General features: G+C 68.8%; 26 protein-coding genes. 13 read left to right on the top strand and 13 right to left on the bottom strand.

The window, feature by feature from the left end; translation table 11 throughout:
• Nucleotides 1–267 precede the first annotated feature (267 nt).
• From P6F26_RS11965 to P6F26_RS11945, 5 genes are all read right to left on the bottom strand, one after another.
• On the bottom strand, nt 268–906 hold the full coding sequence (locus P6F26_RS11965; protein ID WP_430736744.1) for a protein-L-isoaspartate(D-aspartate) O-methyltransferase: 639 nt from the start codon (nt 904–906) through the stop codon (nt 268–270).
• A 40-nt stretch (nt 907–946) separates the two neighbouring features.
• The gene (gene surE, locus P6F26_RS11960) at nt 947–1,732 is read right to left on the bottom strand and encodes a 5'/3'-nucleotidase SurE (RefSeq protein ID WP_278028922.1); all 786 of its coding nucleotides are present in this window, start codon (nt 1,730–1,732) and stop codon (nt 947–949) included.
• 131 nt (nt 1,733–1,863) lie between these two features.
• A complete protein-coding gene (locus tag P6F26_RS11955) occupies nt 1,864–2,613 on the bottom strand; it encodes a hypothetical protein (RefSeq protein ID WP_278028921.1) in 750 nt (249 codons plus the stop codon).
• Complete coding sequence (serS, locus tag P6F26_RS11950; RefSeq protein WP_278028920.1) at nt 2,606–3,898, bottom strand: serine--tRNA ligase; 1,293 nt, start codon at nt 3,896–3,898, stop codon at nt 2,606–2,608. Before serS ends, P6F26_RS11955 begins: the two co-directional genes overlap by 8 nt.
• A 75-nt stretch (nt 3,899–3,973) precedes the next feature.
• Complete coding sequence (locus P6F26_RS11945; RefSeq protein WP_278028919.1) at nt 3,974–4,726, bottom strand: trypsin-like serine peptidase; 753 nt, start codon at nt 4,724–4,726, stop codon at nt 3,974–3,976.
• A gap of 267 nt (nt 4,727–4,993) precedes the next feature.
• Here P6F26_RS11945 and yajC point away from each other — a divergent pair, with 267 nt between their 5' ends.
• Genes yajC through P6F26_RS11920 form a run of 5 tightly spaced genes read left to right on the top strand, consistent with a single transcriptional unit; the run spans nt 4,994 to nt 9,099 of the window.
• Nucleotides 4,994–5,275 carry a preprotein translocase subunit YajC gene (gene yajC, locus P6F26_RS11940; protein WP_278028918.1) on the top strand — a complete coding sequence of 94 codons (282 nt, stop codon included), beginning with the start codon at nt 4,994–4,996 and terminating at the stop codon, nt 5,273–5,275.
• Between the two features lie 56 nt (nt 5,276–5,331).
• A complete protein-coding gene (gene secD / locus P6F26_RS11935; protein ID WP_278028917.1) occupies nt 5,332–6,999 on the top strand; it encodes a protein translocase subunit SecD in 1,668 nt (555 codons plus the stop codon).
• Between the two features lies 1 nt (nt 7,000).
• The gene (secF, locus tag P6F26_RS11930) at nt 7,001–7,975 is read left to right on the top strand and encodes a protein translocase subunit SecF (protein WP_278028916.1); all 975 of its coding nucleotides are present in this window, start codon (nt 7,001–7,003) and stop codon (nt 7,973–7,975) included.
• A complete protein-coding gene (locus P6F26_RS11925) occupies nt 7,968–8,723 on the top strand; it encodes a sulfite exporter TauE/SafE family protein (protein ID WP_278028915.1) in 756 nt (251 codons plus the stop codon). Before secF ends, P6F26_RS11925 begins: the two co-directional genes overlap by 8 nt.
• 19 nt (nt 8,724–8,742) lie before the next feature.
• Nucleotides 8,743–9,099 carry an Mth938-like domain-containing protein gene (locus P6F26_RS11920; RefSeq protein WP_278028914.1) on the top strand — a complete coding sequence of 119 codons (357 nt, stop codon included), beginning with the start codon at nt 8,743–8,745 and terminating at the stop codon, nt 9,097–9,099.
• Nucleotides 9,100–9,116: 17 nt separating this feature from the next.
• On the opposite strand, the gene P6F26_RS11915 is transcribed toward P6F26_RS11920, so the two are convergent.
• Both P6F26_RS11915 and P6F26_RS11910 read right to left on the bottom strand, forming a co-directional pair.
• Complete coding sequence (locus P6F26_RS11915; protein WP_278028913.1) at nt 9,117–9,806, bottom strand: DUF1194 domain-containing protein; 690 nt, start codon at nt 9,804–9,806, stop codon at nt 9,117–9,119.
• Nucleotide 9,807: 1 nt separating this feature from the next.
• Nucleotides 9,808–10,236: a VOC family protein gene (locus tag P6F26_RS11910; RefSeq protein ID WP_278028912.1), complete on the bottom strand. Its 429-nt coding sequence runs from the start codon at nt 10,234–10,236 to the stop codon at nt 9,808–9,810.
• Between the two features lie 202 nt (nt 10,237–10,438).
• On the opposite strand from P6F26_RS11910, the gene thyX reads away from it, so the two are divergent.
• From thyX to P6F26_RS11890, 4 genes are all read left to right on the top strand, one after another.
• Nucleotides 10,439–11,344 (top strand): FAD-dependent thymidylate synthase, encoded by a 906-nt coding sequence (gene thyX / locus P6F26_RS11905; protein ID WP_278028911.1) that lies wholly within the window; start codon nt 10,439–10,441, stop codon nt 11,342–11,344.
• A 67-nt stretch (nt 11,345–11,411) separates the two neighbouring features.
• On the top strand, nt 11,412–12,896 hold the full coding sequence (locus P6F26_RS11900; RefSeq protein ID WP_278028910.1) for a hypothetical protein: 1,485 nt from the start codon (nt 11,412–11,414) through the stop codon (nt 12,894–12,896).
• A gap of 249 nt (nt 12,897–13,145) precedes the next feature.
• Complete coding sequence (locus P6F26_RS11895; RefSeq protein WP_278028909.1) at nt 13,146–13,838, top strand: hypothetical protein; 693 nt, start codon at nt 13,146–13,148, stop codon at nt 13,836–13,838.
• A 162-nt stretch (nt 13,839–14,000) separates the two neighbouring features.
• Entirely contained in the window at nt 14,001–14,405 is a 405-nt protein-coding gene (locus tag P6F26_RS11890; RefSeq protein WP_278028908.1) for a DUF2177 family protein, read from the top strand.
• A gap of 99 nt (nt 14,406–14,504) precedes the next feature.
• Here P6F26_RS11890 and P6F26_RS11885 read toward each other — a convergent pair whose 3' ends face one another.
• Nucleotides 14,505–14,711 carry a cold-shock protein gene (locus P6F26_RS11885; protein ID WP_278028907.1) on the bottom strand — a complete coding sequence of 69 codons (207 nt, stop codon included), beginning with the start codon at nt 14,709–14,711 and terminating at the stop codon, nt 14,505–14,507.
• A gap of 234 nt (nt 14,712–14,945) precedes the next feature.
• Between P6F26_RS11885 and P6F26_RS11880 the strand changes: the two genes are divergently transcribed.
• Nucleotides 14,946–15,269, top strand: coding sequence for an arsenate reductase family protein (locus P6F26_RS11880; RefSeq protein WP_278028906.1), 324 nt, complete (start codon nt 14,946–14,948; stop codon nt 15,267–15,269).
• Here P6F26_RS11880 and P6F26_RS11875 read toward each other — a convergent pair.
• From P6F26_RS11875 to P6F26_RS11860, 4 genes are all read right to left on the bottom strand, one after another.
• Entirely contained in the window at nt 15,227–15,793 is a 567-nt protein-coding gene (locus P6F26_RS11875; RefSeq protein WP_278028905.1) for a DoxX family protein, read from the bottom strand. The two genes, P6F26_RS11880 and P6F26_RS11875, sit on opposite strands and share 43 nt — an antisense overlap.
• Nucleotides 15,794–15,796: 3 nt before the next feature.
• Nucleotides 15,797–16,546, bottom strand: coding sequence for an HvfC/BufC N-terminal domain-containing protein (locus P6F26_RS11870; protein WP_278028904.1), 750 nt, complete (start codon nt 16,544–16,546; stop codon nt 15,797–15,799).
• A 4-nt stretch (nt 16,547–16,550) separates the two neighbouring features.
• Entirely contained in the window at nt 16,551–17,405 is an 855-nt protein-coding gene (gene bufB, locus P6F26_RS11865; protein WP_278028903.1) for an MNIO family bufferin maturase, read from the bottom strand.
• Nucleotides 17,406–17,480: 75 nt separating this feature from the next.
• Entirely contained in the window at nt 17,481–17,834 is a 354-nt protein-coding gene (locus tag P6F26_RS11860; protein WP_278028902.1) for a BufA1 family periplasmic bufferin-type metallophore, read from the bottom strand.
• Nucleotides 17,835–18,186: 352 nt separating this feature from the next.
• On the opposite strand from P6F26_RS11860, the gene P6F26_RS11855 reads away from it, so the two are divergent.
• Nucleotides 18,187–18,555 carry a hypothetical protein gene (locus P6F26_RS11855; RefSeq protein WP_278028901.1) on the top strand — a complete coding sequence of 123 codons (369 nt, stop codon included), beginning with the start codon at nt 18,187–18,189 and terminating at the stop codon, nt 18,553–18,555.
• A 140-nt stretch (nt 18,556–18,695) separates the two neighbouring features.
• Nucleotides 18,696–19,445, top strand: a complete 750-nt coding sequence (locus P6F26_RS11850) for a cobalamin B12-binding domain-containing protein (protein ID WP_278028900.1) — start codon at nt 18,696–18,698, stop codon at nt 19,443–19,445.
• Between the two features lie 27 nt (nt 19,446–19,472).
• Here P6F26_RS11850 and thrS read toward each other — a convergent pair whose 3' ends face one another.
• Nucleotides 19,473–21,431, bottom strand: a complete 1,959-nt coding sequence (gene thrS, locus P6F26_RS11845) for a threonine--tRNA ligase (protein ID WP_430736743.1) — start codon at nt 21,429–21,431, stop codon at nt 19,473–19,475.
• Between the two features lie 242 nt (nt 21,432–21,673).
• On the opposite strand from thrS, the gene P6F26_RS11840 reads away from it, so the two are divergent.
• A complete protein-coding gene (locus tag P6F26_RS11840) occupies nt 21,674–22,963 on the top strand; it encodes an MFS transporter (protein ID WP_278028898.1) in 1,290 nt (429 codons plus the stop codon).
• Nucleotides 22,964–23,042 lie beyond the last annotated feature (79 nt).

Genomic DNA, 23,042 nt, shown 5'->3' with positions numbered 1-23,042 from the left:
GGGCCGCCCGACGCGGCAGCCCTCTGCGCCGCGTGTCCCGGCGCCGCGCGCGGCCGCCACCGGTCCTGCCGCGTTCCGTCCAGTCTCGTCGTGTCGTCGCCTGCTGACATCCGATCCCACCTTGTCCGGCGCCCGCATGAGCGCTCGCTGCTGACCTCCGTCCGTTTATACCCGAGCCGCGCCCGCTTTCCAGCCCCGCGCCCCCGAAGGCCCCCGAAGGCCCCCGAAGGCCCCCGAAGGCCCCCGAAGGCCCCCGAAGGCGACGTCTCAGTCCTCCGCCAGCCCCTCGACCAGCGGCACGAAACGCACCGGCAGGATCTCGTCGTAGTCGAACCCCGCCTCCGAGCGCGTCACGCGGATCAGGCTCTGGACGGTATCCGACTGCCCCACTGGCACCACCATGACGCCTCCCACCTTCAGCTGCCGCAGCAGGGGGCCCGGAGGGTCCTCGGCGGCCGCCGTCACGAGGATGCGGTCGAAAGGTCCCTGTTCGGGCAGGCCGAAGCTTCCGTCCCCGGTCAGCACGACGATGTTGGAATAGCCCAGCCCGGTGAACAGCACCTCCGCCGCCCGGGTCAGGCCCCGGTGCCGGTCGATCGTGTAGACGCGCCGCGCGAGATGGCTCAGGACGGCGGCCTGGTAGCCCGAGCCCGTGCCGATCTCGAGCACGGTGTCGCGCGGCTGCACGTCCAGCGCCTGCGTCATCAGGCCCACGACGGAGGGCTGGCTGATCGTCTGCCCGCACGGGATCGGCAGCGGCATGTCCTCGTAGGCGCGGTCGGCGAAATGGCCGCGCACGAAGGCGCCGCGGTCGACGCGCTCCATGGCCGAAAGGACACGGCTGTCGGTCACGCCCTTCTGGCGCAACTGGAACAGGAACTGCATCTTCCGCTCGGCATCGTCCATCATCGGCGGTCCATCGTTGCGGGGCCCTGCACGGAATGCGTCATTCGAGGGCCGCCTTCAGTCCCTCGATCGCCTCGTGGGCGGTCAGGTCCGCGCGCATCGGCGTGACCGAGATGTAGCCTTCGAGGTTCGCGTGCGCGTCGCTTCCCGGCTCGGTCGGGATGTTCTGCGGCCCGCCCGTGATCCACAGGAACCGGCGCCCGTTCGGCGCGACATGGGGCTGCATCGAGAAGCCCGCGCCGCGGCGGAAGCCCTGCGCGGTCACCCGCGTGCCGCGCACGTCCGCGGCCGCGACCGGCGGAAAGTTCACGTTGTAGAACACGCGGTAGTCGGAGCGGTCCCAATGCCCCTGTTCCCAGAGCTGGCGGACCAGCCCCGCGCCATGCGCAGCCGCCGCTTCGAAGGCGTTGTCGAGGCCCGCGTTCCCGGGCCCGTAATACTGGCTCAGCGCGATCGCGGGCAGGCCCTGCAGCGCCGCCTCCATCGCGCCGCCGATGGTGCCGGAGTAAAGCACGTTCTCGGCCGCGTTGTTGCCCCGGTTCACGCCGGACAGCACGAGGTCCGGTGGCGCGTCGGCCAGCACGTCGTTCAGGGCGGCGAGCACGCAATCGGCCGGAGAGCCCTCGGCGGCGTAGCGGCGGGGCGCAAGCTCGGCGATCATCGTGGGGTGGACATAGGAGATGCAGTGGCCGACGCCCGACTGCTCGAAGGCGGGCGCGACGGTCCAGACCTCGCCGCCGGGGCCCGCGACCTCCTCCGCGATGGCGCGCAGGATCTCGAGGCCGGGTGCGTTGATCCCGTCGTCGTTGGTGATGAGGATGCGCATTCACGGCCCCTTGTGGCATCGGCGGACTGCTCTGTTCCGCGTGTAGCGGCTGCCCGGAGCGTGGGCAAGGCGACTGCCGGACCGCGCGCCGTGGTGCCGCCGACCGTTGCCCGGATGCCGGGGCTGCGGTCTCAGGCGGCGCCGCGCCTGTCCCGCCACGCGAGCCACAGCATCGCGAGCGCACCGGCGCCTGCGGCCGCGGCATAGGCCGGAGCGGCGGCCGCGTTCGCCACCACGATGCCGAAAAGCGCCCAGCCCACGGCGAGCGGATAGGTCACGACGCGCAGCGACAGCGCCGCCATGACCGCGATCCCCACCGCGAGCGCAAGTCCCGCCCAGCTGAGCGCGACGACCCCGCCCAGCCCGTAGCCCGCCGCCACGTTGGCAAGCGCGACGCAGCTCGCCGCAGTGAGCCAGCCCGCATAGAGGCCCAAGGGAAGCGCGAGCCATGCCCCGTCCCGCGCGGGCGCCGCGCGCAGCGCCAGAAGCGCGCCAGCCAGCATGACCCAGATGAGGAAGGTCGCCGTCGCGGGCGCCAGCCCGGCCACGGCAAGCCACGAGGCGCCGACGGCGAGGCTTGCGAAAAGCGGCCAGCGCGTGCGGTCCCAGCCCGCGTCGGTGTCGCGCCGGACGAGGCCGTAGCCCGCGGAGGCCACGAGCCACAGGTAGATCACCCCCCAGATCGAGAACGCCCAGCCCGCGGGCTGGATCGGCGGGTCGTCCACCGGAACCGGCATCTGCGCGGGGTCGAAGCCGGTAAAGGGCTCCACGACGAAGGGCGACGCCGCGAAGGCGAGGGCGGCCACGAGGACCAGCACCGCCTTCAGTTTCGCGGTGTCCCTTGGGTCATCCGGGCGTTCGAGCGGGGTCGGGTCAGGCAAGGCGTCCCTCGGGCGTGATGCGCGTCCTGCCGTTGAGATAGGGATGCAGCGCCTCGGGCAGAACCACCGAGCCGTCGGCTTCCTGCCCGTTTTCGAGGACCGCGATCAGGCAGCGCCCCACAGCAAGGCCCGACCCGTTCAGCGTGTGCACGAATTCGGGCTTGCCGCCGCCCTCGGGGCGGAAGCGCGCGTTCATCCGCCGCGCCTGGAAATCGCCGCAGGTCGAGACCGAGGAGATCTCGCGGTAGGTGTCCTGTCCCGGCAGCCAGACCTCGATGTCGTAGGTCCGGCGCGCGCCGAAGCCCATGTCGCCCGTGCACAGCACCACCGTGCGGTAGGGCAGGCCGAGCCGCTCGAGGATCCCCTCGGCGCAGCGCAACATGCGCTTCTGCTCGTCGTCTGATGTGTCGGGATGGGTGATCGACACCATCTCGACCTTCTCGAACTGGTGCTGGCGGAGCATCCCGGCCGTGTCGCGGCCCGCCGATCCGGCCTCGGAGCGGAAGCACAGCGAATGGGCGGTGTAGCGCAGGGGCAGGTGGCCCTCCTCCACGATCTCGCCCGCCACCAGGTTGGTCAGCGACACCTCGGAGGTCGGGATCAGCCACCAGCCGTTCGTGGTGCGGTAGCTGTCCTCGCCGAACTTGGGCAACTGGCCGGTGCCGTACATGACCTCGTCGCGCACCATGACCGGGCCATTCACCTCGGTCAGGCCATTCTCGGTCGTGTGGACGTCGAGCATGAACTGCGCAAGCGCGCGGTGGACGCGCGCGACCGCGCCCGACATCACCACGAACCGCGAGCCCGAAAGCTTCGCGGCGGCCTCGAAGTCCAGGCCCGGCCCGGCGGCGGCGATCTCGAAGTGCTCTTTCGGGGTGAAGTCGAAGTCGCGCGGCGCGCCCCAGCGGCGGATCTCGACGTTGCCGGCCTCGTCCGCGCCCTCGGGCACGTCGTCGTAGGGCAGGTTGGGGATACCCGCGAGCAGCTCGCGCAGCGCCTCGTCCTTCGCCTTGGCCTCCTCCTCGAGGCGGGCGATCTCGTCCTTCTTCTGCGCGACCAGAGCGCGCAGGCGCTCGAATCCGGCCTCGTCGCCCGCCGCCTTCGCCTGTCCGACCTCCCGCGAGGCCGCGTTCCGCTCGGCGAGCGCGCTCTCGGCCTTCTGGATGCAGCCGCGCCGCTCTTCGTCGAGGGCGAGGATGGCGGGCGATTGCGCTTGCACGCCGCGCCGGGCGAGCGCGGCGTCGAAGGCGGCAGGGTTTTCGCGGATGGCGCGGATGTCGTGCATCAGGGGCCTCGTCGCTGGCGTGTCTTTCGAGGCGCGCTTATGGCGAAGTTTGCGGCACTGCGGAAGGGGGGCTGCCTATGGGGCTGCCTGCGGGGCTGCCTGCGGGGCTGGCGGCGCGTCCAGCGCGTAGGGGCCGGCGAACTCGGGCCAAGGCACCACGTCGGCGATGAAGGCGCGCAGCTCTCCGCCGCCGACCGTGGCGACGGCGATCCCCTCGAGCCGCCAGTCGCCGGGCCCGCCCGACAGGACGGGCGAGCCCGAAAGCCCCGAGACCACGCGGCAGTCGCTGCCCAAAAGTCCGGGCGCCAGGGTGCCGAGGCGGCAGGCGGGATGCCCGCGCAGGACCTCGGCCCCGCCGTTGACGTAGCCGTAGATCGCAACGCGGCCCGCCTGCGCGCCTGCGCCCGGCGGGATCGGCCGCGCGACCTCCGGCGGCACCGGCACGGCCAGTTGCAGGAGCGCGAGATCGGCGTGGGCGTTGCGCGCCGTCAGGGGGCCGCGGTCGTTGTCCGCGTGGAAGGCCACGCCGCGCACCGTGACGCGGAAGGCGGGCGGCCTGCGGTCGGGGCGGAAGATCAGCTGCATGGCGTCCGCCCCGCTGACGGCCCCGCGCGCGCAGTGGCCGGCCGTCAGGGCGAGGTCGGGGGCGATCAGGACGGCGGTGCAGCCCCCCGCCGCGCGCGATGCTGCCCGCAGGCGCGCCACAGCCGCCAGCGACACCTCGGCCGAGCGTGGCGCGAGGCCCGGAAGCGCCGTGGGGTCGAGCGCCGCCGCACGCGGCGCGGCGAGGGCCAGAAGGGCCAGGGCTGCGATGAGCATTCTCGTCATGACGCCACGCTTACCCGCCGCCAGGGCAAGGGCCAAGCGCGGAGCGTCGCATGGGCATTTCGGCGCATGACGCCGGTTTCCCGCTTGCGCCGCGCCTGCGCAGCCGCCATTTGGCCGTGAGCGCAGTCGCCTTGCCTTCCCGGGACCTCGCAATTACGGTGCCGCGACTTTCGGGCCCGGGGGGACAACCGGGGCCGGAAGGACGGCCCAAACCGCGACAACCGGCCAATGCAGGGTTCGCCCCTGACACGACAACAGAGGACACCGATGGAAGCCTTCGCCCAGTTCGTACCGCTGATCCTGATTTTCGCGATCATGTATTTCTTGCTCATCCGGCCGCAGCAGAAAAAGGTGAAGGAGCATCAGGCGATGGTCCAGGCCCTGCGCCGGGGCGACGAGATCGTGACCCAGGGCGGCCTGATCGGCAAGATCACCAAGGTCAAGGACGACAACGAGGTCGAGGTCGAGCTGAGCCAGGGCGTGAAGGTCCGCGTGCTGCGCCCGACCATCGCTCAGGTCCGCTCCAAGACCGAACCCGCCGAAGACTGACGTGACGGGGCACGTTCGGCCCCGTTCCGACCCGACGCCCAGAGGTCACGCGCGCCATGCTGCAAATCCCGATCTGGAACCGGATGCTCATCGTTCTGGTGCTTCTGGCCGGCCTCGCCTTCGCGATGCCGAACCTGTTCTACGAGCGGGTCGAACAGTACAACGACGCCGCCGCCGAGGTCGAGACGACCGGCGTCGTCACGGACGAGAACGCGGCCGCGCTGGCCGGATGGCCGGACTTCCTGCCCTCCACGCTGGTCAACCTCGGGCTCGACCTGCGCGGAGGCGCGCATCTTCTGGCCGAAGTGCGGGTCCAGGATGTCTACGAGGCGCGGATGGACGCGCTGTGGCCCGAGGTGCGCGACAGCCTGCGCGAGCTGCGCGCCACGGTCGGCACGATCCGCCGGGTCGACGCGCCTCCGGGCGAACTGCACGTCCGCGTGAGCCAGCCCGAGGGCCTGGCCGAGGCGGTGTCGGCGGTCCGGGCGCTTTCGCAGCCGGTGTCCGGCCTGACGGGCGTTGGCGCCTCGTCGCTGGACGTCTCGGGGCAGGGCGACACGCTGGTCGTCACGCTGTCCGAGGCCGAGCGCGAGGCGACGGACAACCGCACCATGCAGCAATCCGTCGAGATCGTGCGCCGCCGCGTCGACGAGGCGGGGACGCGCGAACCCACGATCCAGCGGCAGGGCCAGGACCGTGTCCTGATCCAGGTGCCCGGCATCGGCTCGGCGCAGGAGCTGAAGGACCTGATCGGCACGACGGCGCGCCTGACCTTCCATCCGGTCGTGGGCCGCGCCGACAGCGCCGACGAGCGCGTGGAGCCGCGCCAGATCGTCCTTCCGTCGCTCGACGAAGACGGCGTGTTCTACATCCTCGAGGAAACGCCCGTCGTCACCGGTGACGACCTTGTGGACAGCCAGCCCGGTTTCGACCAGCAATCCGGGCAGCCCGTCGTCACCTTCCGGTTCAACCCCACGGGGGCGCGCGCCTTCGGGGAATACACCGCCGCGAACGTGGGCGCGCCCTTCGCCATCGTGCTGGACGAGGAAGTGATCTCGGCCCCCGTGATCCGGCAGGCGATCACCGGCGGCTCGGGGCAGATCTCGGGCAACTTCACGGTGGAAAGCTCGACCGACCTCGCCGTCCTGCTGCGGGCCGGTGCGCTGCCGGCCGAGATGACGTTCCTCGAGGAACGAACGATCGGCCCCGAGCTTGGCGCGGATTCCATCGCGGCCGGCGAAACGGCTGCGCTTGTCGCCTTCGTCGCCGTGCTGGCGTTCATGATCCTGAGCTACGGCCTGTTCGGCCTTTTCGCGAGCTTCGCGCTCGTGCTGAACGTGGGCCTCATCTTCGGGGTCCTCAGCCTGATCGGCGCGACGCTGACGCTGCCGGGGATCGCGGGCATCGTTCTGACCATCGGGATGGCCGTTGACGCCAACGTGCTCGTGTTCGAGCGTATCCGCGAGGAAATGAAGAGCGCCAAGGGCCCGGCGCGCGCGATCGAGCTGGGGTATTCCCGCGCGCTGTCGGCCATCGTGGACGCCAACCTGACGACCTTCATCATCGCCGTGATCCTCTTCACGCTGGGCTCCGGCCCGGTGCGCGGCTTCTCGGTGACGCTGGGGATCGGCATCCTGACGTCGGTCTTCACCGCCATCTACGTCACACGCCTGTTCATCGTGACCTGGTTCGACCGGGCACGTCCGAAGAAGATCGAGGTCTGAGATGCGCCTGAGACTGGTTCCCGACGAGACCAACATCGACTTTTTCAAGTACGCGCGCCTGACCTTCGGCGCGTCGCTGGTGGCCATGGTGCTGTCCATCGGCATCTGGCTTGCGATGGGTCTGAATTTCGGCATCGACTTCCTCGGCGGCACGACGATCCGCACCGAGGCGTCCGAGCCCGTGGACGTCGCCGCCTACCGCGACGCGCTGGTTCCGCTGCAGCTGGGCGACATCTCGATCACCGAGGTCTTCGACCCGACTTTCGACGCCGACCAGAACGTCGCGATGATCCGCATCCAGGCCCAGGAGGGCCAGGAAAGCGTCACGCCCGAGACGATCCAGGCGGTGCAGGACGCGCTGCGCGGCGTCTATCCCGCGATGACCTTCCCGAGTGTCGAATCCGTCGGCCCCAAGGTCTCGGGAGAGCTGATCATGACGGCCCTGATCGCGGTCGGCGCCTCGCTCGCCGCGATCCTGGTCTACATCTGGCTGCGTTTCGAATGGCAGTTCTCGATCGGCGCCGTGGCCGCGCTGGTGCATGACGTGGTGCTGACCATCGGCGTCTTCAGCCTGCTGCAGATCCGCTTCGACCTTGCGACCATCGCCGCGCTGCTGACCATCATCGGCTACTCGATCAACGACACCGTGGTGATCTTCGACCGGCTGCGTGAGAACCTCGTGAAGTACAAGCAGCGCGACCTGCGCGACGTGATGAACCTGTCGGCCAACGAGACGCTGAGCCGGACCCTCATGACGTCGGGCACCACGCTTCTGGCGCTCGTGGCGCTTCTGGTGCTGGGCGGCGACGTGATCCGGGGCTTCGTCTTCGCGATCTTCTGGGGCGTGATCGTCGGCACCTATTCGTCGATCTACGTCGCCAAGAACGTGGTCCTGATGATCGGCGTGAAGCGCGACTGGTCCAAACCCTCGTCGGGCGGCGGTGCAGGGACGCAGTTCGCCAACATCGATGCCTGAGGCCCTCGGGGCCGTCCTCGTCGATCCCGGCCTGCCCCTCGTCTGTCTCGCCTCGCTCGTGGCGGGGCTGGTCTACGGCTTCGCGGGCTTCGGCTCGGCCCTCGTCTTCATGCCGCTGGCCACGCTGTTCGTCCCGCCGCCGGTCGCGGTTGCCGCCTTCTCGCTGTCGGCGCTGGCGTCGCTCGTGACCGTGGTGCCGGGGGCGTGGAAGGTGGCAGAGAAGCGCGGCGTGGGCGTGATGATCGCGGCCTGCCTCGTCTTCACGCCGCTTGGCGTCGCCGCGCTTCGCCTCGCGCCCGAGACGGCGATCCGCACCGCGATCTCGCTCGTCACGCTGGGCACGCTCGCGGCCCTCGTGGCCGGTTTCCGGCTGCCGGTGGGGGCAGGGGCCGGCCCGAAGCTCGTGGTCGGCGCCCTTGCGGGCCTGACCGGCGGCAGCACGGGCCTGAACGGTCCGCCGGTCATCCTGTTCAACCTCGGCGCCGGGGGCCAGCCGGTCGCGGTCACGCGAGGGAACCTCGCCGTGTTCCTGACGCTGACCTCGCTCAGTTTCGTGCCTCAGCTCTGGCTTCAGGGGCTTCTGATGCCCTTCGCGCTGTGGCTTGGCCTCGTGCTTCTGGTGCCTTACGCGGCTGGAACCTGGGCCGGTGCACGGCTGTTTCGTCCCGAGAGGGCTGGGTTCTACCGCCGTTTCGCCTATGGTCTGATCGGGGCGGCGGGGCTTGCCGCGCTGCCGATCTGGAGTTGAAGGACTGGGAGATCCTGCCATGCGCATCACCGAGGTCGATTTCGGAACCGGGGCGCCCGTCGACGGATACGGGCCGGGCTACTTCCGGGTGAACGGCGCCGTGGTTGAGGGAGCGGCCCTCATCCTGCCCGGCGCGACATCGCGCTGGGACGGCTACGAGGCGGTGCAGCCGATCCTCGCGGCGGCCGGCAGCATCGATTTCCTGATCGTGGGAACGGGCGACGCGATCGCGCACCCGCCCCCGGCCTTCCGCAAGACGCTGGAGGACGCTGGCATCGGCGTCGAGCCGATGGCGAGCGCGGCCGCCTGCCGGACCTACAACGTGCTTCTGTCCGAGGGCCGCCGCGTCGGCGCGGCGCTTCTGCCGGTCAGCTGACGGGGCACCGCGCGCGCCTAGTCCCCGGCCGCCCCGAGGATCATCACCCTGAGCTCGCGTTCCAGCTTGCGGCGCATCGTTTCCTCGAAATCCTCGTGGTCGGCGGCGTATTCCACGAAGGCGCCGGGCCCGTGGATGACCTCGGCGAGGTAGTAGTCCTCGATCCCGCGCGAGGCGCCGCCGATGGCGAGCCCGTTCACCGTCACCCCGTCGAAGGGAAAATGCTCGTAGGCCGCGAGGGGCGGGAAGCCGTCGTTGTTCTGCCCGTCGCCGGAGATGTCCACCGTGCGGAACAGGCAGTCTGGCCCGCGCTGCAGGTGCGTCGCGGCATAGCCGAGCGCGTAGCCGATGGCGGTCGGGAAATCCTCGTGGCTGCGGGTCGCTCCGATCACCCTTTCGGCGATCCCCACAAGGTCCGCCTCGCTCCTGACGAAGGTCCAGTCGATCAGGAGGTCCTGCTGGAACCGCCCCGACCATTCGTAGATCGAGATCGCGACGGCGCCGTTGCCCGACAGCGCCGCCTCGATCACCGAGGGGTTGATGAGCGCGGCGGCGAGCCCGTCCATCTGCAGCCGGTACTCGGTCTCGTCCACCGACGCCGAGACGTCGAGCCCGAGCAGCAGGGCTAGGCGGCACTGCTCCTGCGCGGCCGCAGGGCCGGCCAGTCCGGCCAGCGCCGCGAGGACGAGGGAGGCCGCGCGCCTCACCTCACCAATGGCCCGTGTTTTCCATCGAGGCCCAGGGTTCGGCCGGGGCCAGCGCCTCGCCCTCCTGCAGCAGCTCGATGGAAATGTTGTCGGGCGAGCGCACGAAGGCCATACGCCCGTCGCGCGGCGGGCGGTTGATCGTCACGCCGTTGTCCATCAGGTGGCTGCAGGTCTCGTAGATGTTGTCGACCTGGTAGGCGAGGTGGCCGAAATGGCGGCTGTCCGACGGCAGCCCCTCGTCCCCGTCCCAGTTGTAGGTCAGCTCCACCGGGCAGTCCTCCTGTCCGGGCGGCGCCATGAACACCAGCGTGAAGCGCCCCTTCTCGTTCTCCGAGCGCCGCGTCTCGCGCAGGCCGAGAAGCTGGTAGAAGGCCATCGAGGTCTCCAGATCCTTCACCCTGACCATCGTGTGCAGATAGCGGATACCCATGTCTCGATCTCCCTTTCCCTGAAACCTGTCCCGCAGGTTAGCGCGAAGCGTCCGCCGGAACAGCCCGGTCTCGGCGGAAAATTCGCGCCGCCAGGGGTCTCGGGCCGCATCGGCCCAGCATCTTGCGGTTGATAGGCCGCCTGATGCAAAATCTGGGGCGAAGCCGCGCGCGAATCCCCCCCAGACCCGAAAGGCCGTGTCCATGCCGCTCACCCAAGACCAGCTCGCCGAGATCGAGGCCGCCCGGGCCAATCCGCAACCCACCCTGCGCGCCGTCGCCCCCGGCATGGAGGCGCATCTCTACAAGGCGCATCCCGTGCTCGACCACGGTTTCGTGCGGGTCATCGACTACATGGGCGACGACGCGGCGATCGTGCAGGCGGCGCGGGTGTCCTACGGGGCGGGCACGAAGAAGGCGCGGGACGACAGCGGGCTCATCCGCTACCTCATGCGGCACTGGCACTCCACGCCTTTCGAGATGTGCGAGATCAAGCTGCACGTGAAGCTGCCGGTCTTCGTCGCGCGCCAGTGGATCCGCCACCGCACCGCCAACGTGAACGAGTACTCCGCCCGCTACTCGATCCTCGACCGCGAGTTCTACATCCCCGAGCCCGACGCGCTGGCCGCACAGTCCACCGTGAACAACCAGGGCCGGGGCGACACGCTGCAGGGCGAGGAGGCCGCACGCGTCCTTGAGATGCTCAAGGGCGACGCGGCGCGGTCCTACGACCATTACGAGGAGATGCTGAGCCAGGAGGGCCAGCAGGGCCTCGCCCGCGAGCTTGCCCGGATGAACCTGCCGGCCAACATCTACACGCAATGGTACTGGAAGACGGACCTGCACAACCTGTTCCACTTCCTGCGGCTTCGGTCGGACGCGCACGCGCAATACGAGATCCGCGTCTATGCCGAGGCGATCTGCGACATGGTGAAGGACTGGGTGCCGGCGGCCTACGGCGCCTTCGAGGACTACCGGATGGGCGGCGTGTCGCTATCGGCGAAGGGGGTCGAGGTCCTGCGCCGCAGGCTTGCGGGCGAGACGGTGACGCAGGAGACGTCCGGCATGAGCAAGGGGGAATGGCGGGAGTTCGAGGAGGTGTTTGGGTAGATGGAAAAGCGGAATATATTGCGATACCGTTGATTTCATGATGTCGCGAAAAAGGTAATCCGGTTAAATGGTGCTCAGGTTTGCGTTTGCGTCAGTTCTTGGCCTGTGTTTTCTCGTACTGCTTTGCCTGATGCTCGAAGATGTCTACGGCGTGGCAATTACCTCGGGCGACGAGAATTGGTTCTTTCCGATATCCTGGGCCTACTCGGAAACGGGGATGCTTTTCCATCCATTTGCGACGCCTGTTCCTGATAATCCGAACGGGGAGTTGATTTGGCATGGCTGGCTGACCCCGCTTCTTCTCGGGGCATTGCAGCCGCTTGCAGGCTACGCGCATATCAAGCTTTCCGCGCATGTCCTCGCTCTTGCGATGCTTGGAGGCTATGCGTGGTTCATAGTGAAGCGGTTCGGCATGTCCGCCGCGATCCTTTGCGTCCCGATATTGGGCGCGCTCTTCGTGTATCAGGCAGGCAGACCGGAATTGCTGCTGTCTGGGCTGATTTTGGCTTACCTGCTTCTTTTCGAGCGGGCCGATCGGCTGATCCTCGACGGCTTGGTCCTTGCCCTGCTGGCCGTGACAAGTCCGGTGGCCGGGTTCATGATCGGTATTTTGATGATGCTGCGCCGTGCCGACGATTTTCCGGTTGGTCGCGATCTTCTTTACCACATCGCCAGGCTCTGCGTTGTCGTTCCGCTCCTGGCGGGGGCTCTGACCCTCTTCCTCGCGGGATTGAACCCATTCGAGTGGATCCGGGGAGTGGCAACGCACGGGACGGTGGTCGTATTGCGGAGTGATGGCCAATTCATCGACTGTTTTATAAGGTTGACTGAATTTCCGATGTCGGTGCTGACCATCGTTCTGGCCCTGATCCTCGCCTTGTCCCGTTTCCAGCGAGGGCAAGCGTTGTCTTCGGTTCTTCTGGCGATGTTCGTGGTGTCGATCTGGCTGTTTGCGATCCGTGATCCGTCAACGGTTTACAACCTGCTTGCGCTGACACCGTTGGTGCTTGTCGACTTGCTGGAGCGGCAGCGCCGTTTTTTCATGATCGCAAGGAGCGCCGTCATCGGCAGCATGGCCGTTCTGGCACTGACCTCCTCCATCGCCTTGGCGAGAACGGGCGCGATGAGCGTTCTCAACCTTCAGAACGGACGCAACGCTGCGGGTTTCCTCGATGCGCTGGACGGTTTGCCTACGAACGGTCGGCTTGTTTTCGAAGCAAGAAGTGCGCCTCTGGTCATGTCCGCATTGGGTGACGCGGTCCCAACTTACCCGTGGGATGCGCGGCGCGTCACGGTCCGGGGACATCTCGCAATGGCAAATGCTGCTGCCTCGGAAGGCTTGGATGGCCCCACCTACAGGTTGATCGTTCAGGCGCATTCCGGGCGGCTCGCTCCGATGCTCCTTGCGGGGGAGTGTCTTCTTGCAAACGCGTTCCATTTGACACGACCGAGCATCTTTGGCGTTGCCGTGGGAAACACCTACAAGGATTTTGCCTTCGCAATAGCCTCGGAGGGCGACGTCTGCGCCACCGATGGACGGACCGGCGGATAACGGGCCGACCGCGCGCCGTCGCCGGTCATCCCGGACTTGCGGGGGCGTGTCCCTCGCATTGCCGTTCCAGCGGCTTCACGCCGCTCTCTCCCGGCCAGGTACCCTGGACCGCGCTTGGGCCCGGCCGGTGCAAAGGCCGGCTGGTCTATCGTGAAACAGTCAATTTCCGCGCCTGGGGAGGGGAGGTGGAACTGACTTCTGGCAATCGTGGCGAAAATGAGGTCTAGATGAGGCAGCAAGGAGTTTGTCATGATTCATAATAGTCTCAAAGCCACGGGCCTCGGATTGGGGCCGGCGGTTCTCGCCATGACGGTGGCATCGGCCGCATCGGCATCTGTCATTTTCTTCGATGATTTCGAAACGCCCTCGAACACCTCGAACTGGCAGGTCTATGCCGACGGGTTCGGAGCGTGGTCCTCCAACAGCGGAACCGGGATCGAGGTTCAGCGAACCGGCGCCGTCGGCGGCGTCAGCGCCTACAGCGGCGTGCAGTATGTGGAGCTCGACAGCGACACGGCACGCGGCGGCGACGGAACGGCTTCGGGCACGAACTCGTCCATGACGCGCACCGTAAGCCTGACCGCGGGCTGGTACAATCTGACGTGGTATTACCTTCCCCGGACCAACACGGCGAACGACAACCTGATCTCGGTCTTCGTCGATGGCGCAGGCGAAGCGGTCGGCACCAACCTGATCGGCGAGGAGAACGGCACGCGTTCGCAGATCTCGACGTGGCTGCCGGTCAGCTACCGGTTCTACGTCGACGGGACCGACAACGACTACGGCATCACCTTCCTCGCGGGCGGGACCGAGAACACGCTGGGCGGGTTCATCGACGACGTCTCGCTGAGCGAGGTTCCGGTGCCCGCGTCGCTGGGCCTGCTGGCCCCCGCGATCGCGCTGCTCGGCGCGATGGGCTGGCGCCGCAACCGCAAGGCATGACGCGCCCGACATGACGGAAAAAGGCCCCTCTCGGGGTCTTTTTTCGTTTCGGACGGCGGCCGTGGGCGGTGCCCGTGCGGGGCGTGACCCGATGCCTTCGCGCCACCTCGACAGGGGCATCCGAGGCCCTACCTCTCGCCTCGTCCCCGAACCGGAGCGCCCATGTCCTACGTCGTCCTCTTCCTCGCCACCTCGGTCATCTTCCTCGTGGCCGACGCGCTCATGCTGCGCGCGGTGGTCCAGCCGATCTTCGCCAGACACCTCGGCGACCAGCTTTACGAAGGCGGCTTCCGTCTCGTGCCGGCGGTCCTGTTCTACCTCGTGATGATGCTGGGCATCCTTTGGTTCGCCTCGGTCCCGGCGCTGCGCGACGGCGCGCCGCAGATGGCGCTTCTGAACGGCGCGATCCTGGGCTTCGTGGCTTACGGCACCTACGAGCTGACGTCATGGGCGGTGATGCGCGACTGGCATCCGCAGATGGTGGCGGTCGATCTGACATGGGGCACCGTCCTGACGGCCGGCGCGGCATGGGGCGGGGTGCTGGTGGCCCGCGCGGTCACGGGCTAGGGCTGCGCGGCCCATCCGCGCGGCGTGGCTGCGCCTCGCACCGCCACCGGACGGGCGCCGGCCGACGCGGGGCCCGCGCCGGCCGGCCCGAAAGCGTATTCAGACCTTGCTGAGTTCGACAGCCGAGGCGCGGCCGTCCCGGCCTTCTCGAAGCTCGTAGCTGACCTTCGTGTTGTCGGGCAGGCCGGTCATTCCGGCCTGTTCCACGGCGGAGATGTGCACGAAGACGTCTTTCCCGCCATCGTCGGGGGCGATGAATCCGTAGCCTTTAGTGGTGTTGAACCATTTAACGGTGCCCGTCGGCATCGGTATTTCCTTCTCAAGTCACAGTCCGCGCCCGCGTCTTCGCGGCGCTCCGGTGCAGCAGGGTCCGTGTGACCGCTTTTGCTGCCTTCTCGAGAGGGCGGTTCACAGGGAAAGACCTGTCGTCACGCGCTTGATGGTGGCGGAATCATCGTTCATTACAAGACTCAATTTCCCGCGCCCCGCGGCGCAGGCGCTAATTTGCGCAGCAGCAACCGAAATTTGTGCGAGGCTGGAATGATCCTCTACGGTCTGAAGACCTGCGACACCTGCCGCAAGGCGCTGGGGGCGCTTAAGGCGGCGGGGCGCGAGGTGGAGTTCGTGGACGTGCGCGAGACGCCGCTGGACGCAGCGATGCGCGAGCGCCTTTTGCAAGCCTTCGGTGATCGGGCGGTGAACACGCGCTCGACGACGTGGCGGGGCCTGTCGGAGGCCGAGCGCGCGGCCCCCGCCGACGCGCTCCTCGCCGCGCATCCGACCCTCATGAAGCGGCCCGTGATCGACGCGCAGGGAACGCTTCACCTCGGGTGGGACGCGGCCGTGAGGGCTGCACTTCTCTGACGCCGCGCCGCCGCGTCGAGCGAGACCGGCCCGCCGCCGCGCAGGACGAGGACGACCAGAAGGAAGATCCAGAACGCGCGGACATCGGCGAGGGACGCCGCGCCGGTGTCGAACCAGCCGCCGAGCGTGTCGCCCCCCACGCCGTGGCCGACGACATCCACCCACGTCTGAACGGCGATGAAGCCGATCATCCCCAGGGCCGCAAGGCGGGTGAACAGGCCCGCTACGATCAGGACGGGCAGCGCGAATTCTGCCCAGGTGCCGAGGATGACGATGGGCGTGGCCAGCGGCCCCAGCCCCGAGGGATCGAACCCGGCCGCCTCGAAGGCGCGGGGCAGGATCTGGACGTAGGCGCCGAGGTCGGGGCTGAACGGTCCTGAGCCCCACTTGGTGAGGCCGGAATTCCAGTAATGCACCAGTAGCGTCCCCGCAAAGACGAGCCGGGCGAGCGTGGGGATCGTCCAGTGGGCCGTGGCCTCGAGTGCTGCGAAGGCGCGGTCGTGGAGCTCGATGAGCTGTCGCATGGGTCAGGATCCTTCCTGCAGGGTCAGAATGCCGGGGCCGAGGAAAAGCCGCATCAGGCCCGCGATATCCGCGTCCGGCTCGGCGGCCTGGGTGGCCGTCAGCGCCTCGGCCAGCGTCAGCCGGCCCTTGAGATGACGGGCGAGAGTGCGGCCGCCCTCGGGCAAGAGGCGCGGCTCGGGGTCGTAGCCCGCGCGCGAGATCAGGATGCATTCGGGCCCCCGCCCGATGGTGAGGCCCGCGTCGCCTGAATTCCTCCGCCAGATCGACAGGACCGGAAAGCGCGAGGGCAGGATCAGCGTGGCGGGCGCGAGGCGCGGACGCAGGTCCAGAACCTCGGCCGGGTCGCGGCCCGCGAGAAGCAGGGGGCGCGCGTCGCCCGCGTGGTAGGACTGCCGCAGCCCAAGCTCCAGCCGCGCCATGTCGGGGAGGTAGGGCAGGTGGGCCACGGGCTCGAAACGGACGAGGAAGCCGGGAAAGCGCCCGCCCCAAAGCTGGAGGCGCGGATCCTCGGGTGGATGCTCGCGCAGGAAGACGCCGGCCATGGCGCGGAAGAACTCGGCCCCGACCAGACGCCGGACCACGGGGAACCCGGTGCCGAGCGCCTCGGCGAGGCTTGACGCGACGTTGTTGCGGTAGACGTCGAAGCGGCGTCCGGCGGGCCGGCCCCGCGCGTCGGTCAGGCCCGCCGGTGCGGCGCGCGCGGGGTCCAGAAGCGCGCCGGCAAACATGCTCTGCGAGACGGTCGGGGACATGGGGTCAGGCCTCCGCCGGGGTCAGAAGGGATGCCGCGCGCGCCGCTTCCGCGCGCAGCAGCGGCCAGTCGGGCACGTTGGTGTCCCATTCGATCAGCGTCGGACGCGGGCCGCCCCGGGCGAGGGCATGGGCGTAGAGTGCCCAGACCGGATCGACGACGGGGCGCGCATGGCTGTCGATGAGCAGGGGCGCGCCGTGGTCGTCCGCGTCGGTGTCATGGCCGCCGAGGTGAATCTCGCCCACGGCATGAAGCGGGAAGGCGTCGATGTAGGCGCGCGCGTCACTGTTCTGGTTCGTCGCGGAGACGAAGACGTTGTTCACGTCGAGCAGCAGGCCGCAGCCGCTCTGCCGCGCGACCTCGGCGAGGAACGTCACCTCGTCCATCTCGCTCTCGGCGAAGGCGAGGTAGCTCGACGGGTTCTCCAGAAGCATCCTGCGGCCGAGCGCGTCCTGCACGCGGCCGACGTGCTCGACGACGCGGGCAAGCGTGCGCGCGGTATAGGGCAGGGGAAGAAGGTCGTTCAGAAAGCCGGTGTCGTGGGTGGACCACGCGAGATGCTCGGAGAAGCTGGCGGGTTGCAGCCAGTCCACGAGGCGACGCAGGCGGGCGAGGTGATCGCGGTCGAGCGGGCGCTCGCCGCCGATCGACAGGCCCACGCCATGGACCGAGACGGGCATCCGCTCGGCCAGCGCGCGAAGCTGCGCGAGGGGGCGGCCGCCGTCGCCCATGTAGTTCTCGGCATGAACCTCGATCCAGCTCACGGGACCGGGGTCGGTCATCAGCTCCGCGAAGTGCCGCGCCTTGAAACCGACGCCGGCGGCTGCGGGAAGGGCGGAGGGTGGGGTCGTGTCGAACATGGGCCTCTTGTCCCTTGCTGGGGCGGATCGGGCGTGTGCGCCCCGACCGGATCGCGCCGGCCGGGGCGGCAGGGCTCACATGGTGGTCGGCATGTAGTTCGACGCATCCGTGCCCTCGGGCAGGTCGCGTGCGATGCCGTCGTAGCCGTTCGCCATCAGCTCGCCCTCGGACACGCCCATGCGGTCTCCGGGCAGCTCGATGTCGGCGCAGGTGCCGGCGGGAACGAGCGTCCAGGCGTTGCCCTGGTAGTCGACGGTCGAGGTGCCGGCGCAGGTCGTGCCGGGCCCGGCTGCGCAGTCGTTCTCGCCGGCGAGGCTGACGCCGAAGCATTTCTCGTTTTCCTGCGCCTGCGCGTCGGTCACGCCATGGGCGGTCACGGCGGCGGCGACGGCGCCGAGAAGGGCGAAGGATCTGGTTGCGGTGGTCATGGGTCTCACGAAGCTCCCTTTTGGGTTGAACCGGGTGGGCGACACTCGCGGCGCCGCTGTGTCGAAGGTGCGCGATCCGTTCGGTAACGGGCCAGTCACAGCGACGTGTCGCACGGCACCGTTACGCTGCGTCAGCTTTCGTGAGATGGGCAGGCCGTGAAAAAAGCCATCCGAAACAAAGCGATCCGCCGAGCGCTGCCTGACGCCGCGCGCCGCCCGCCTTGGCCCCTACGCGCTGGCAGAGGGGGAAACGGGGCCATTGTTTCACCGGACATGGACGCACGCGCGCCCTTGGGCACGGCGGTGCGAGCGATTATGTCAAGGTCACGGGAGACATTGGAAGGACAGGCACATGCGCAACGCGGCACTCGTGCTGGGGCTGATCGGAGGCCTCTGGATCATGGTCGTCGGCTTCTTCGTCTACGGCTACATCGCATTCGTCGACTGGTTCGGCGAGGTTCCCGACCTCGCGCGGCAGGTCGAGGATCCGGCGCTTTTCCGGACGGTGGCGATCCTTTCGCCGCTTCTGGCCATTGCCGGGGCGGCCATGGCGCGGGCTCGGGCGCTTTGGGGCGGCATCCTGCTGCTGGTCGCGACGGCAGGCATGTATCATGCCTTCGGCATCGGCGTGTTCACGATCTTTCCCATCGCCTTCTGCGGGCTCGCGGGCATCCTTGCCATCGCTGCGGGCCGGCCCGACGAGGAGAAGGCGCATTTCTGAAACGAGACCCCGCGACGGCGGGGCGGTTCCGTTCATGCATGGAAATTGTGCAGGAATGGCTTGACGTCTGGCTGCCTGGCTTCACCCTGACATTCCGCGGCGACACGAGAGGGAATCGGCCGCGGTGGAGGGACATCGCGATGGCACGGTCGGAAGATGGCGGCCCACGGGGAGGCGGGGGGCGCAGCGGCGCGAACCCTGACGCGGTCGAAGGCCTCGCGCGGATAGCGCTGGGCCGGCTCGCGGATCGCGACGTGAAGGCGGATCTTTCGCCCGCGTTCCTCGACAGCTTCTGCGCCCTGCTTGCCGACGGCGATTACCGCGCGGCCGAGCGCATCCTGAGGACGATGAAGCGCAGGCGGCCCGGCTATACGGGCGTCGCGGACGGCATCCTGACCGCCGCGGCCCGCCACCTCGGCGAAAAGTGGGAGGCCGACGAGACCTCCTTCGGCGAGATGTCGGTCGCGGTCGCGCAGATCTTCCGCCTCAACCAGACCTTCGGACAACGGAACGCACCGTGGAAGCGCAGGCCGGGACGGCGGCTCGCGCTGTTCGCGACGCTTCCGGGGCAGGCGCACAACCTCGGCATCGTTCTGGCCGCCGAGGCGTTCCGGCAGGAGGACTGGGACGTGACCCTGCTTCTCGACACGCCCGGCCGCCAGGTCGAGGAACGGGTGCGCCGGATGCGTCCCGAAACCGTGGGGCTGAGCATGAGCTTCCACGACCGCCCGCACCACGTCGAATACCTGATCCGGGAATTGCGGTCGCTGCCGTACGAGTTCCGCCTCCTGCTGGGCGGCGTGGCGGCGCAGGACCTTCAGCGCAGCCTCCCGGCTGAGCTGGCCGTGACCGTCGTGACCGACATCGCCACGGCGCTCCGGGAGGTCTGAGACCCCGCCGGGTTGGCACAGGCCGGCTCAGCGCAGGTCGGGGGGAACGGCCTCAGCCTTCAGGTCCGCCACGACATCCGCAAGCGGAAGCACCCGCGTCTCCTTCTCGCCCAGCCTGCGGACGGTCACCGTGCCGTCCTCGACCTCCTTGCGGCCGACGGCGAGGATCACGGGCACCTTGCCCACGGAATGCTCGCGGACCTTGTAGTTGATCTTCTCGTTGCGGATGTCGGCCTCGGCGCGCAGGCCCGCCTCCCGAAGCGCCGCCACAGCCTCGCCGACATAGGCGTCGGCCTCGGACACGATGGAAGCCACCAGGACCTGGCGCGGCGCAAGCCAGAACGGCAGGCGGCCGGCGTAGTTCTCGATCATGATGCCGATGAAGCGCTCGAACGAGCCGAGGATCGCGCGGTGCAGCATCACGGGGCGGTGCTTCTCGCCGTCGGCGCCGATATAGGTGGCGTCCAGACGCTCGGGCAGGTTGAAATCCGCCTGGAACGTGCCGCACTGCCATTCCCGCCCGATGGCGTCGGTCAGCTTGAAGTCGAGCTTCGGGCCATAGAACGCGCCCTCGCCGGGGTCGATCTCGTAGTCGTTGCGCACCGACAGGATCGCTTTCTCGAGCGCCTGCTCCGCCTTGTCCCAGATCTCGTCCGAGCCCACGCGCGTCTCGGGCCGGGTGGACAGCTTGATGTCGAAGCTCTCGAAGCCCGCGTCGCGGTAGATGCCCGACAGCAGGTCGATGAAGGCCGCGCATTCGGCCTCGATCTGGTCCTCGGTGCAGAAGATGTGCGCGTCGTCCTGCGTGAAGCCGCGCACCCGCATCAGCCCGTGCAGCGCGCCATGCGCCTCGTAGCGGTGGCAGGAGCCGAACTCGGCGAGCCGGAGTGGCAGGTCGCGGTAGGACTTCAGCCCGTGGTTGTAGACCTGCACATGGCAGGGGCAGTTCATCGGCTTCAGGGCGTTCACGCGCTTCTCGTTGGCGTGTTCCTCGTCGATCTCGGTGATGAACATGTTCTCGCGGTACTTGTCCCAGTGCCCCGAGGCTTCCCAGAGCTTGCGGTCCACGACCTGCGGTGTCCTGATCTCCTGATAGCCCGCGCGCGTCAGCTTGCGGCGCATGTAGTCCTCGAGCACCCGGTAGACCGTCCAGCCGTTGGGATGCCAGAAGACCATGCCCGGCGCGTCCTCCTGGAAATGGAACAGCTCCATTTCGCGCCCGAGGCGGCGGTGGTCGCGCTTCTCGGCCTCCTCGAGGAAGGTCAGGTAATCCTTCAGCTGCTGGCGGTTCTGGAAGCCGACCCCATAGATGCGCTGAAGCATCGGGCGGTCGCTGTCGCCCCGCCAGTAGGCGCCCGCGACGCTCATCAGCTTGAAGGCGTCGGCGGGAAGCTGGCCAGTGTGTTGCAGGTGCGGGCCGCGGCAGAGATCCTGCCAGTGGCCGTGCCAGTACATGCGGATCGGCTGATCCTCGGGGATCATGCCGACCAGCTCGACCTTGTAGGTCTCGTTGTTGGCCTCGTAGTACTTCACGGCCCGCTCGCGGTCCCAGATCTCGGTCGTCACGGGATCGCGGCGGTTGATGATCTCGCGCATCTTCGCCTCGATCTGGCCGAGGTCCTCCGGCGTGAAGGGCTCCTTCCGGTCGAAGTCGTAATACCAGCCGTTCTCGATGACGGGGCCGATGGTGACGCGGACGTCCGGCCAGATCTCCTGCACCGCGCGGGCCATGACGTGGGCGAGGTCGTGGCGGATCAGCTCCAGCGCCTGGCGCTCGTCCTTCATCGTGTGAAGCGCGATCTCCGCATCGGCCTCGATCGGCCATTGCAGGTCCCAGTGCCTGCCGTCCACCGTGGCGCTGATCGCCTTCTTGGCGAGCGAGGGTGAAATGTCCTCGGCAACCTGCGCGGGCGTCACGCCTGCGGGATAGGAACGGCTCGCGCCATCGGGAAGGGTCAGGGAAATCTGCGGCTGGCCGTCCGGCATGGCCATCTCCTCGTCGGTTTGGCGCCCACGGAACGCCCGGTTGCGGGTTATGTGTCGCGGTTCAAATGTCAGGACCCGGGCAAGGCGTCAAGACCGGGCGCGCATCGCTCCGCGTGCAGGCCGGGCTCGGGGCGCCGATTTGATTTCTGTCCTCGGGCCATATGTCCAATGCCACCGCCCCGGTCACAGGATGAGCTTGCCGCCGGAGGCGCCGCACGGGCCCGGAGAGGCGGAGGGGAGACATGGGCGAGAGCTTCGAGGAAACGCTGTTCGAGGCGGCGTTCGACACCGACGGTCCGGGAGAGGGGCGCGGCCTTTCGCCAGACGCCGCCCGCGCCGAGCCGCGCAACGCGCTGCGCGCGGCGGCAAGCCTGTCGATGACCAAACTGTCGGACGGGCTCATCGACCCCAAGCTGGTCCTGTCGTGGCTTCTGACGGCGCTGGGCGTGCCGGCGGTCTTCATCGGGCTTCTGGTGCCGATCCGCGAGGCGGGCGCGCTTCTTCCGCAGCTCGCCGTGGCCGGTCGCGTGCAGGCCGTCGCGCGGCGCAAGTGGCTTTGGGCCGCGGGCAGCGCGGGGCAGGGCGTGGCCGCCGCCGGCATCGCGGCGGCGGCCCTGACGCTTTCGGGGTGGGCGGCCGGTCTTGCGGTCTGCGCCTGTCTCGCCGCGCTCGCGATCTGCCGCAGCCTCTGTTCGGTCAGTTTCAAGGACGTGCTGGGCAAGACCGTCGCGAAATCGAGGCGCGGCACCGTCACGGGGCTTGCTGGCACGATCGCCTCGGCCGGCACGGTGGCCTTCGCGCTCCTGCTGATGGCGGGGCCGGCCGACCGCTTCGCGCTCGTGACCGGCGCCGTCGCGCTGGCCGGGGTCTTCTGGCTTCTGGCCGGCGCGCTTTTCGCGACGCTGCACGAGGCCGCCTCCGAGCCCGAGGCCTCCCCCGGCAATCCGCTGAGGCACCTGTCGCTCCTGCGCGAGGATCCGCAGCTCGCGCGCTTCGTGGCGGTGCGCGGCTGCCTGACCGCCACCGCCCTCGCGCCGCCCTTCCTCGTGCTTCTGGCGCGCGGGGACGCGGCCGCGCCCTTCGAGCAGCTCGGCGCGCTCGTCCTCGCCTCGGCCGTGGCCGCCTTCGCCTCGTCCTACGTCTGGGGGCGCCTGTCGGACCGGTCGAGCCGCAAGGTCCTGATCTTCGCGGGGCTGCTTGGCGCGGCCGCACTCGCCGCCGCGGTCGCGCTTCGCTCGGCGGACCTGTTCGCGGGCGCCCTCCCCGTCGCGGCCTGCCTGTTCGGCCTGATGCTCGCCTACCACGGCGTCCGCTCGGGGCGCTCCACCCACCTCGTGGACATGGCCCCCGAGACCGCGCGTGCGGGCTATGCCGCGGTCTCGAACACGGTGATCGGCATCCTGCTCCTCGCGTCGGGAGCCTTCGGGGCGCTCGCCGCGATGGTGGGCCCTGCCCTGCCCGTGGCGCTGTTCGCGGCGCTCTGCATCCTTGCCGCGGTGCTGGCCCTCGGCCTCGAAGAGGTCGAGCGCTGACAGTCCGCGATGCGCGCAACCCCGCCCATCGCGCCTGCGGCGGGCCTGCCGGGGGATTGCGCGCCGCGACCTCGCGGGG

This window comes from Roseicyclus salinarum, assembly GCF_029624655.1.
Taxonomy (GTDB): domain Bacteria; phylum Pseudomonadota; class Alphaproteobacteria; order Rhodobacterales; family Rhodobacteraceae; genus Roseibacterium; species Roseibacterium salinarum.
Note: the sequence above shows the minus strand (reverse complement) of the source record. Positions and strands in the feature narration are given on the sequence as shown.

Bases quoted from the DNA above. Each gene is read 5' to 3' on its own strand.
- P6F26_RS11965 (WP_430736744.1), bottom strand. From the start codon at position 906: ATGGACGATGCCGAGCGGAAGATGCAGTTCCTGTTCCAGTTGCGCCAG.
- surE (WP_278028922.1), bottom strand. From the start codon at position 1,732: ATGCGCATCCTCATCACCAACGACGACGGGATCAACGCACCCGGCCTC.
- serS (WP_278028920.1), bottom strand. From the start codon at position 3,898: ATGCACGACATCCGCGCCATCCGCGAAAACCCTGCCGCCTTCGACGCC.
- P6F26_RS11945 (WP_278028919.1), bottom strand. From the start codon at position 4,726: ATGACGAGAATGCTCATCGCAGCCCTGGCCCTTCTGGCCCTCGCCGCG.
- yajC (WP_278028918.1), top strand. From the start codon at position 4,994: ATGGAAGCCTTCGCCCAGTTCGTACCGCTGATCCTGATTTTCGCGATC.
- secD (WP_278028917.1), top strand. From the start codon at position 5,332: ATGCTGCAAATCCCGATCTGGAACCGGATGCTCATCGTTCTGGTGCTT.
- secF (WP_278028916.1), top strand. From the start codon at position 7,001: ATGCGCCTGAGACTGGTTCCCGACGAGACCAACATCGACTTTTTCAAG.
- P6F26_RS11925 (WP_278028915.1), top strand. From the start codon at position 7,968: ATGCCTGAGGCCCTCGGGGCCGTCCTCGTCGATCCCGGCCTGCCCCTC.
- P6F26_RS11920 (WP_278028914.1), top strand. From the start codon at position 8,743: ATGCGCATCACCGAGGTCGATTTCGGAACCGGGGCGCCCGTCGACGGA.
- P6F26_RS11910 (WP_278028912.1), bottom strand. From the start codon at position 10,236: ATGGGTATCCGCTATCTGCACACGATGGTCAGGGTGAAGGATCTGGAG.
- thyX (WP_278028911.1), top strand. From the start codon at position 10,439: ATGCCGCTCACCCAAGACCAGCTCGCCGAGATCGAGGCCGCCCGGGCC.
- P6F26_RS11900 (WP_278028910.1), top strand. From the start codon at position 11,412: ATGGTGCTCAGGTTTGCGTTTGCGTCAGTTCTTGGCCTGTGTTTTCTC.
- P6F26_RS11895 (WP_278028909.1), top strand. From the start codon at position 13,146: ATGATTCATAATAGTCTCAAAGCCACGGGCCTCGGATTGGGGCCGGCG.
- P6F26_RS11890 (WP_278028908.1), top strand. From the start codon at position 14,001: ATGTCCTACGTCGTCCTCTTCCTCGCCACCTCGGTCATCTTCCTCGTG.
- P6F26_RS11885 (WP_278028907.1), bottom strand. From the start codon at position 14,711: ATGCCGACGGGCACCGTTAAATGGTTCAACACCACTAAAGGCTACGGA.
- P6F26_RS11880 (WP_278028906.1), top strand. From the start codon at position 14,946: ATGATCCTCTACGGTCTGAAGACCTGCGACACCTGCCGCAAGGCGCTG.
- P6F26_RS11875 (WP_278028905.1), bottom strand. From the start codon at position 15,793: ATGCGACAGCTCATCGAGCTCCACGACCGCGCCTTCGCAGCACTCGAG.
- P6F26_RS11870 (WP_278028904.1), bottom strand. From the start codon at position 16,546: ATGTCCCCGACCGTCTCGCAGAGCATGTTTGCCGGCGCGCTTCTGGAC.
- bufB (WP_278028903.1), bottom strand. From the start codon at position 17,405: ATGTTCGACACGACCCCACCCTCCGCCCTTCCCGCAGCCGCCGGCGTC.
- P6F26_RS11860 (WP_278028902.1), bottom strand. From the start codon at position 17,834: ATGACCACCGCAACCAGATCCTTCGCCCTTCTCGGCGCCGTCGCCGCC.
- P6F26_RS11855 (WP_278028901.1), top strand. From the start codon at position 18,187: ATGCGCAACGCGGCACTCGTGCTGGGGCTGATCGGAGGCCTCTGGATC.
- P6F26_RS11850 (WP_278028900.1), top strand. From the start codon at position 18,696: ATGGCACGGTCGGAAGATGGCGGCCCACGGGGAGGCGGGGGGCGCAGC.
- thrS (WP_430736743.1), bottom strand. From the start codon at position 21,431: ATGCCGGACGGCCAGCCGCAGATTTCCCTGACCCTTCCCGATGGCGCG.
- P6F26_RS11840 (WP_278028898.1), top strand. From the start codon at position 21,674: ATGGGCGAGAGCTTCGAGGAAACGCTGTTCGAGGCGGCGTTCGACACC.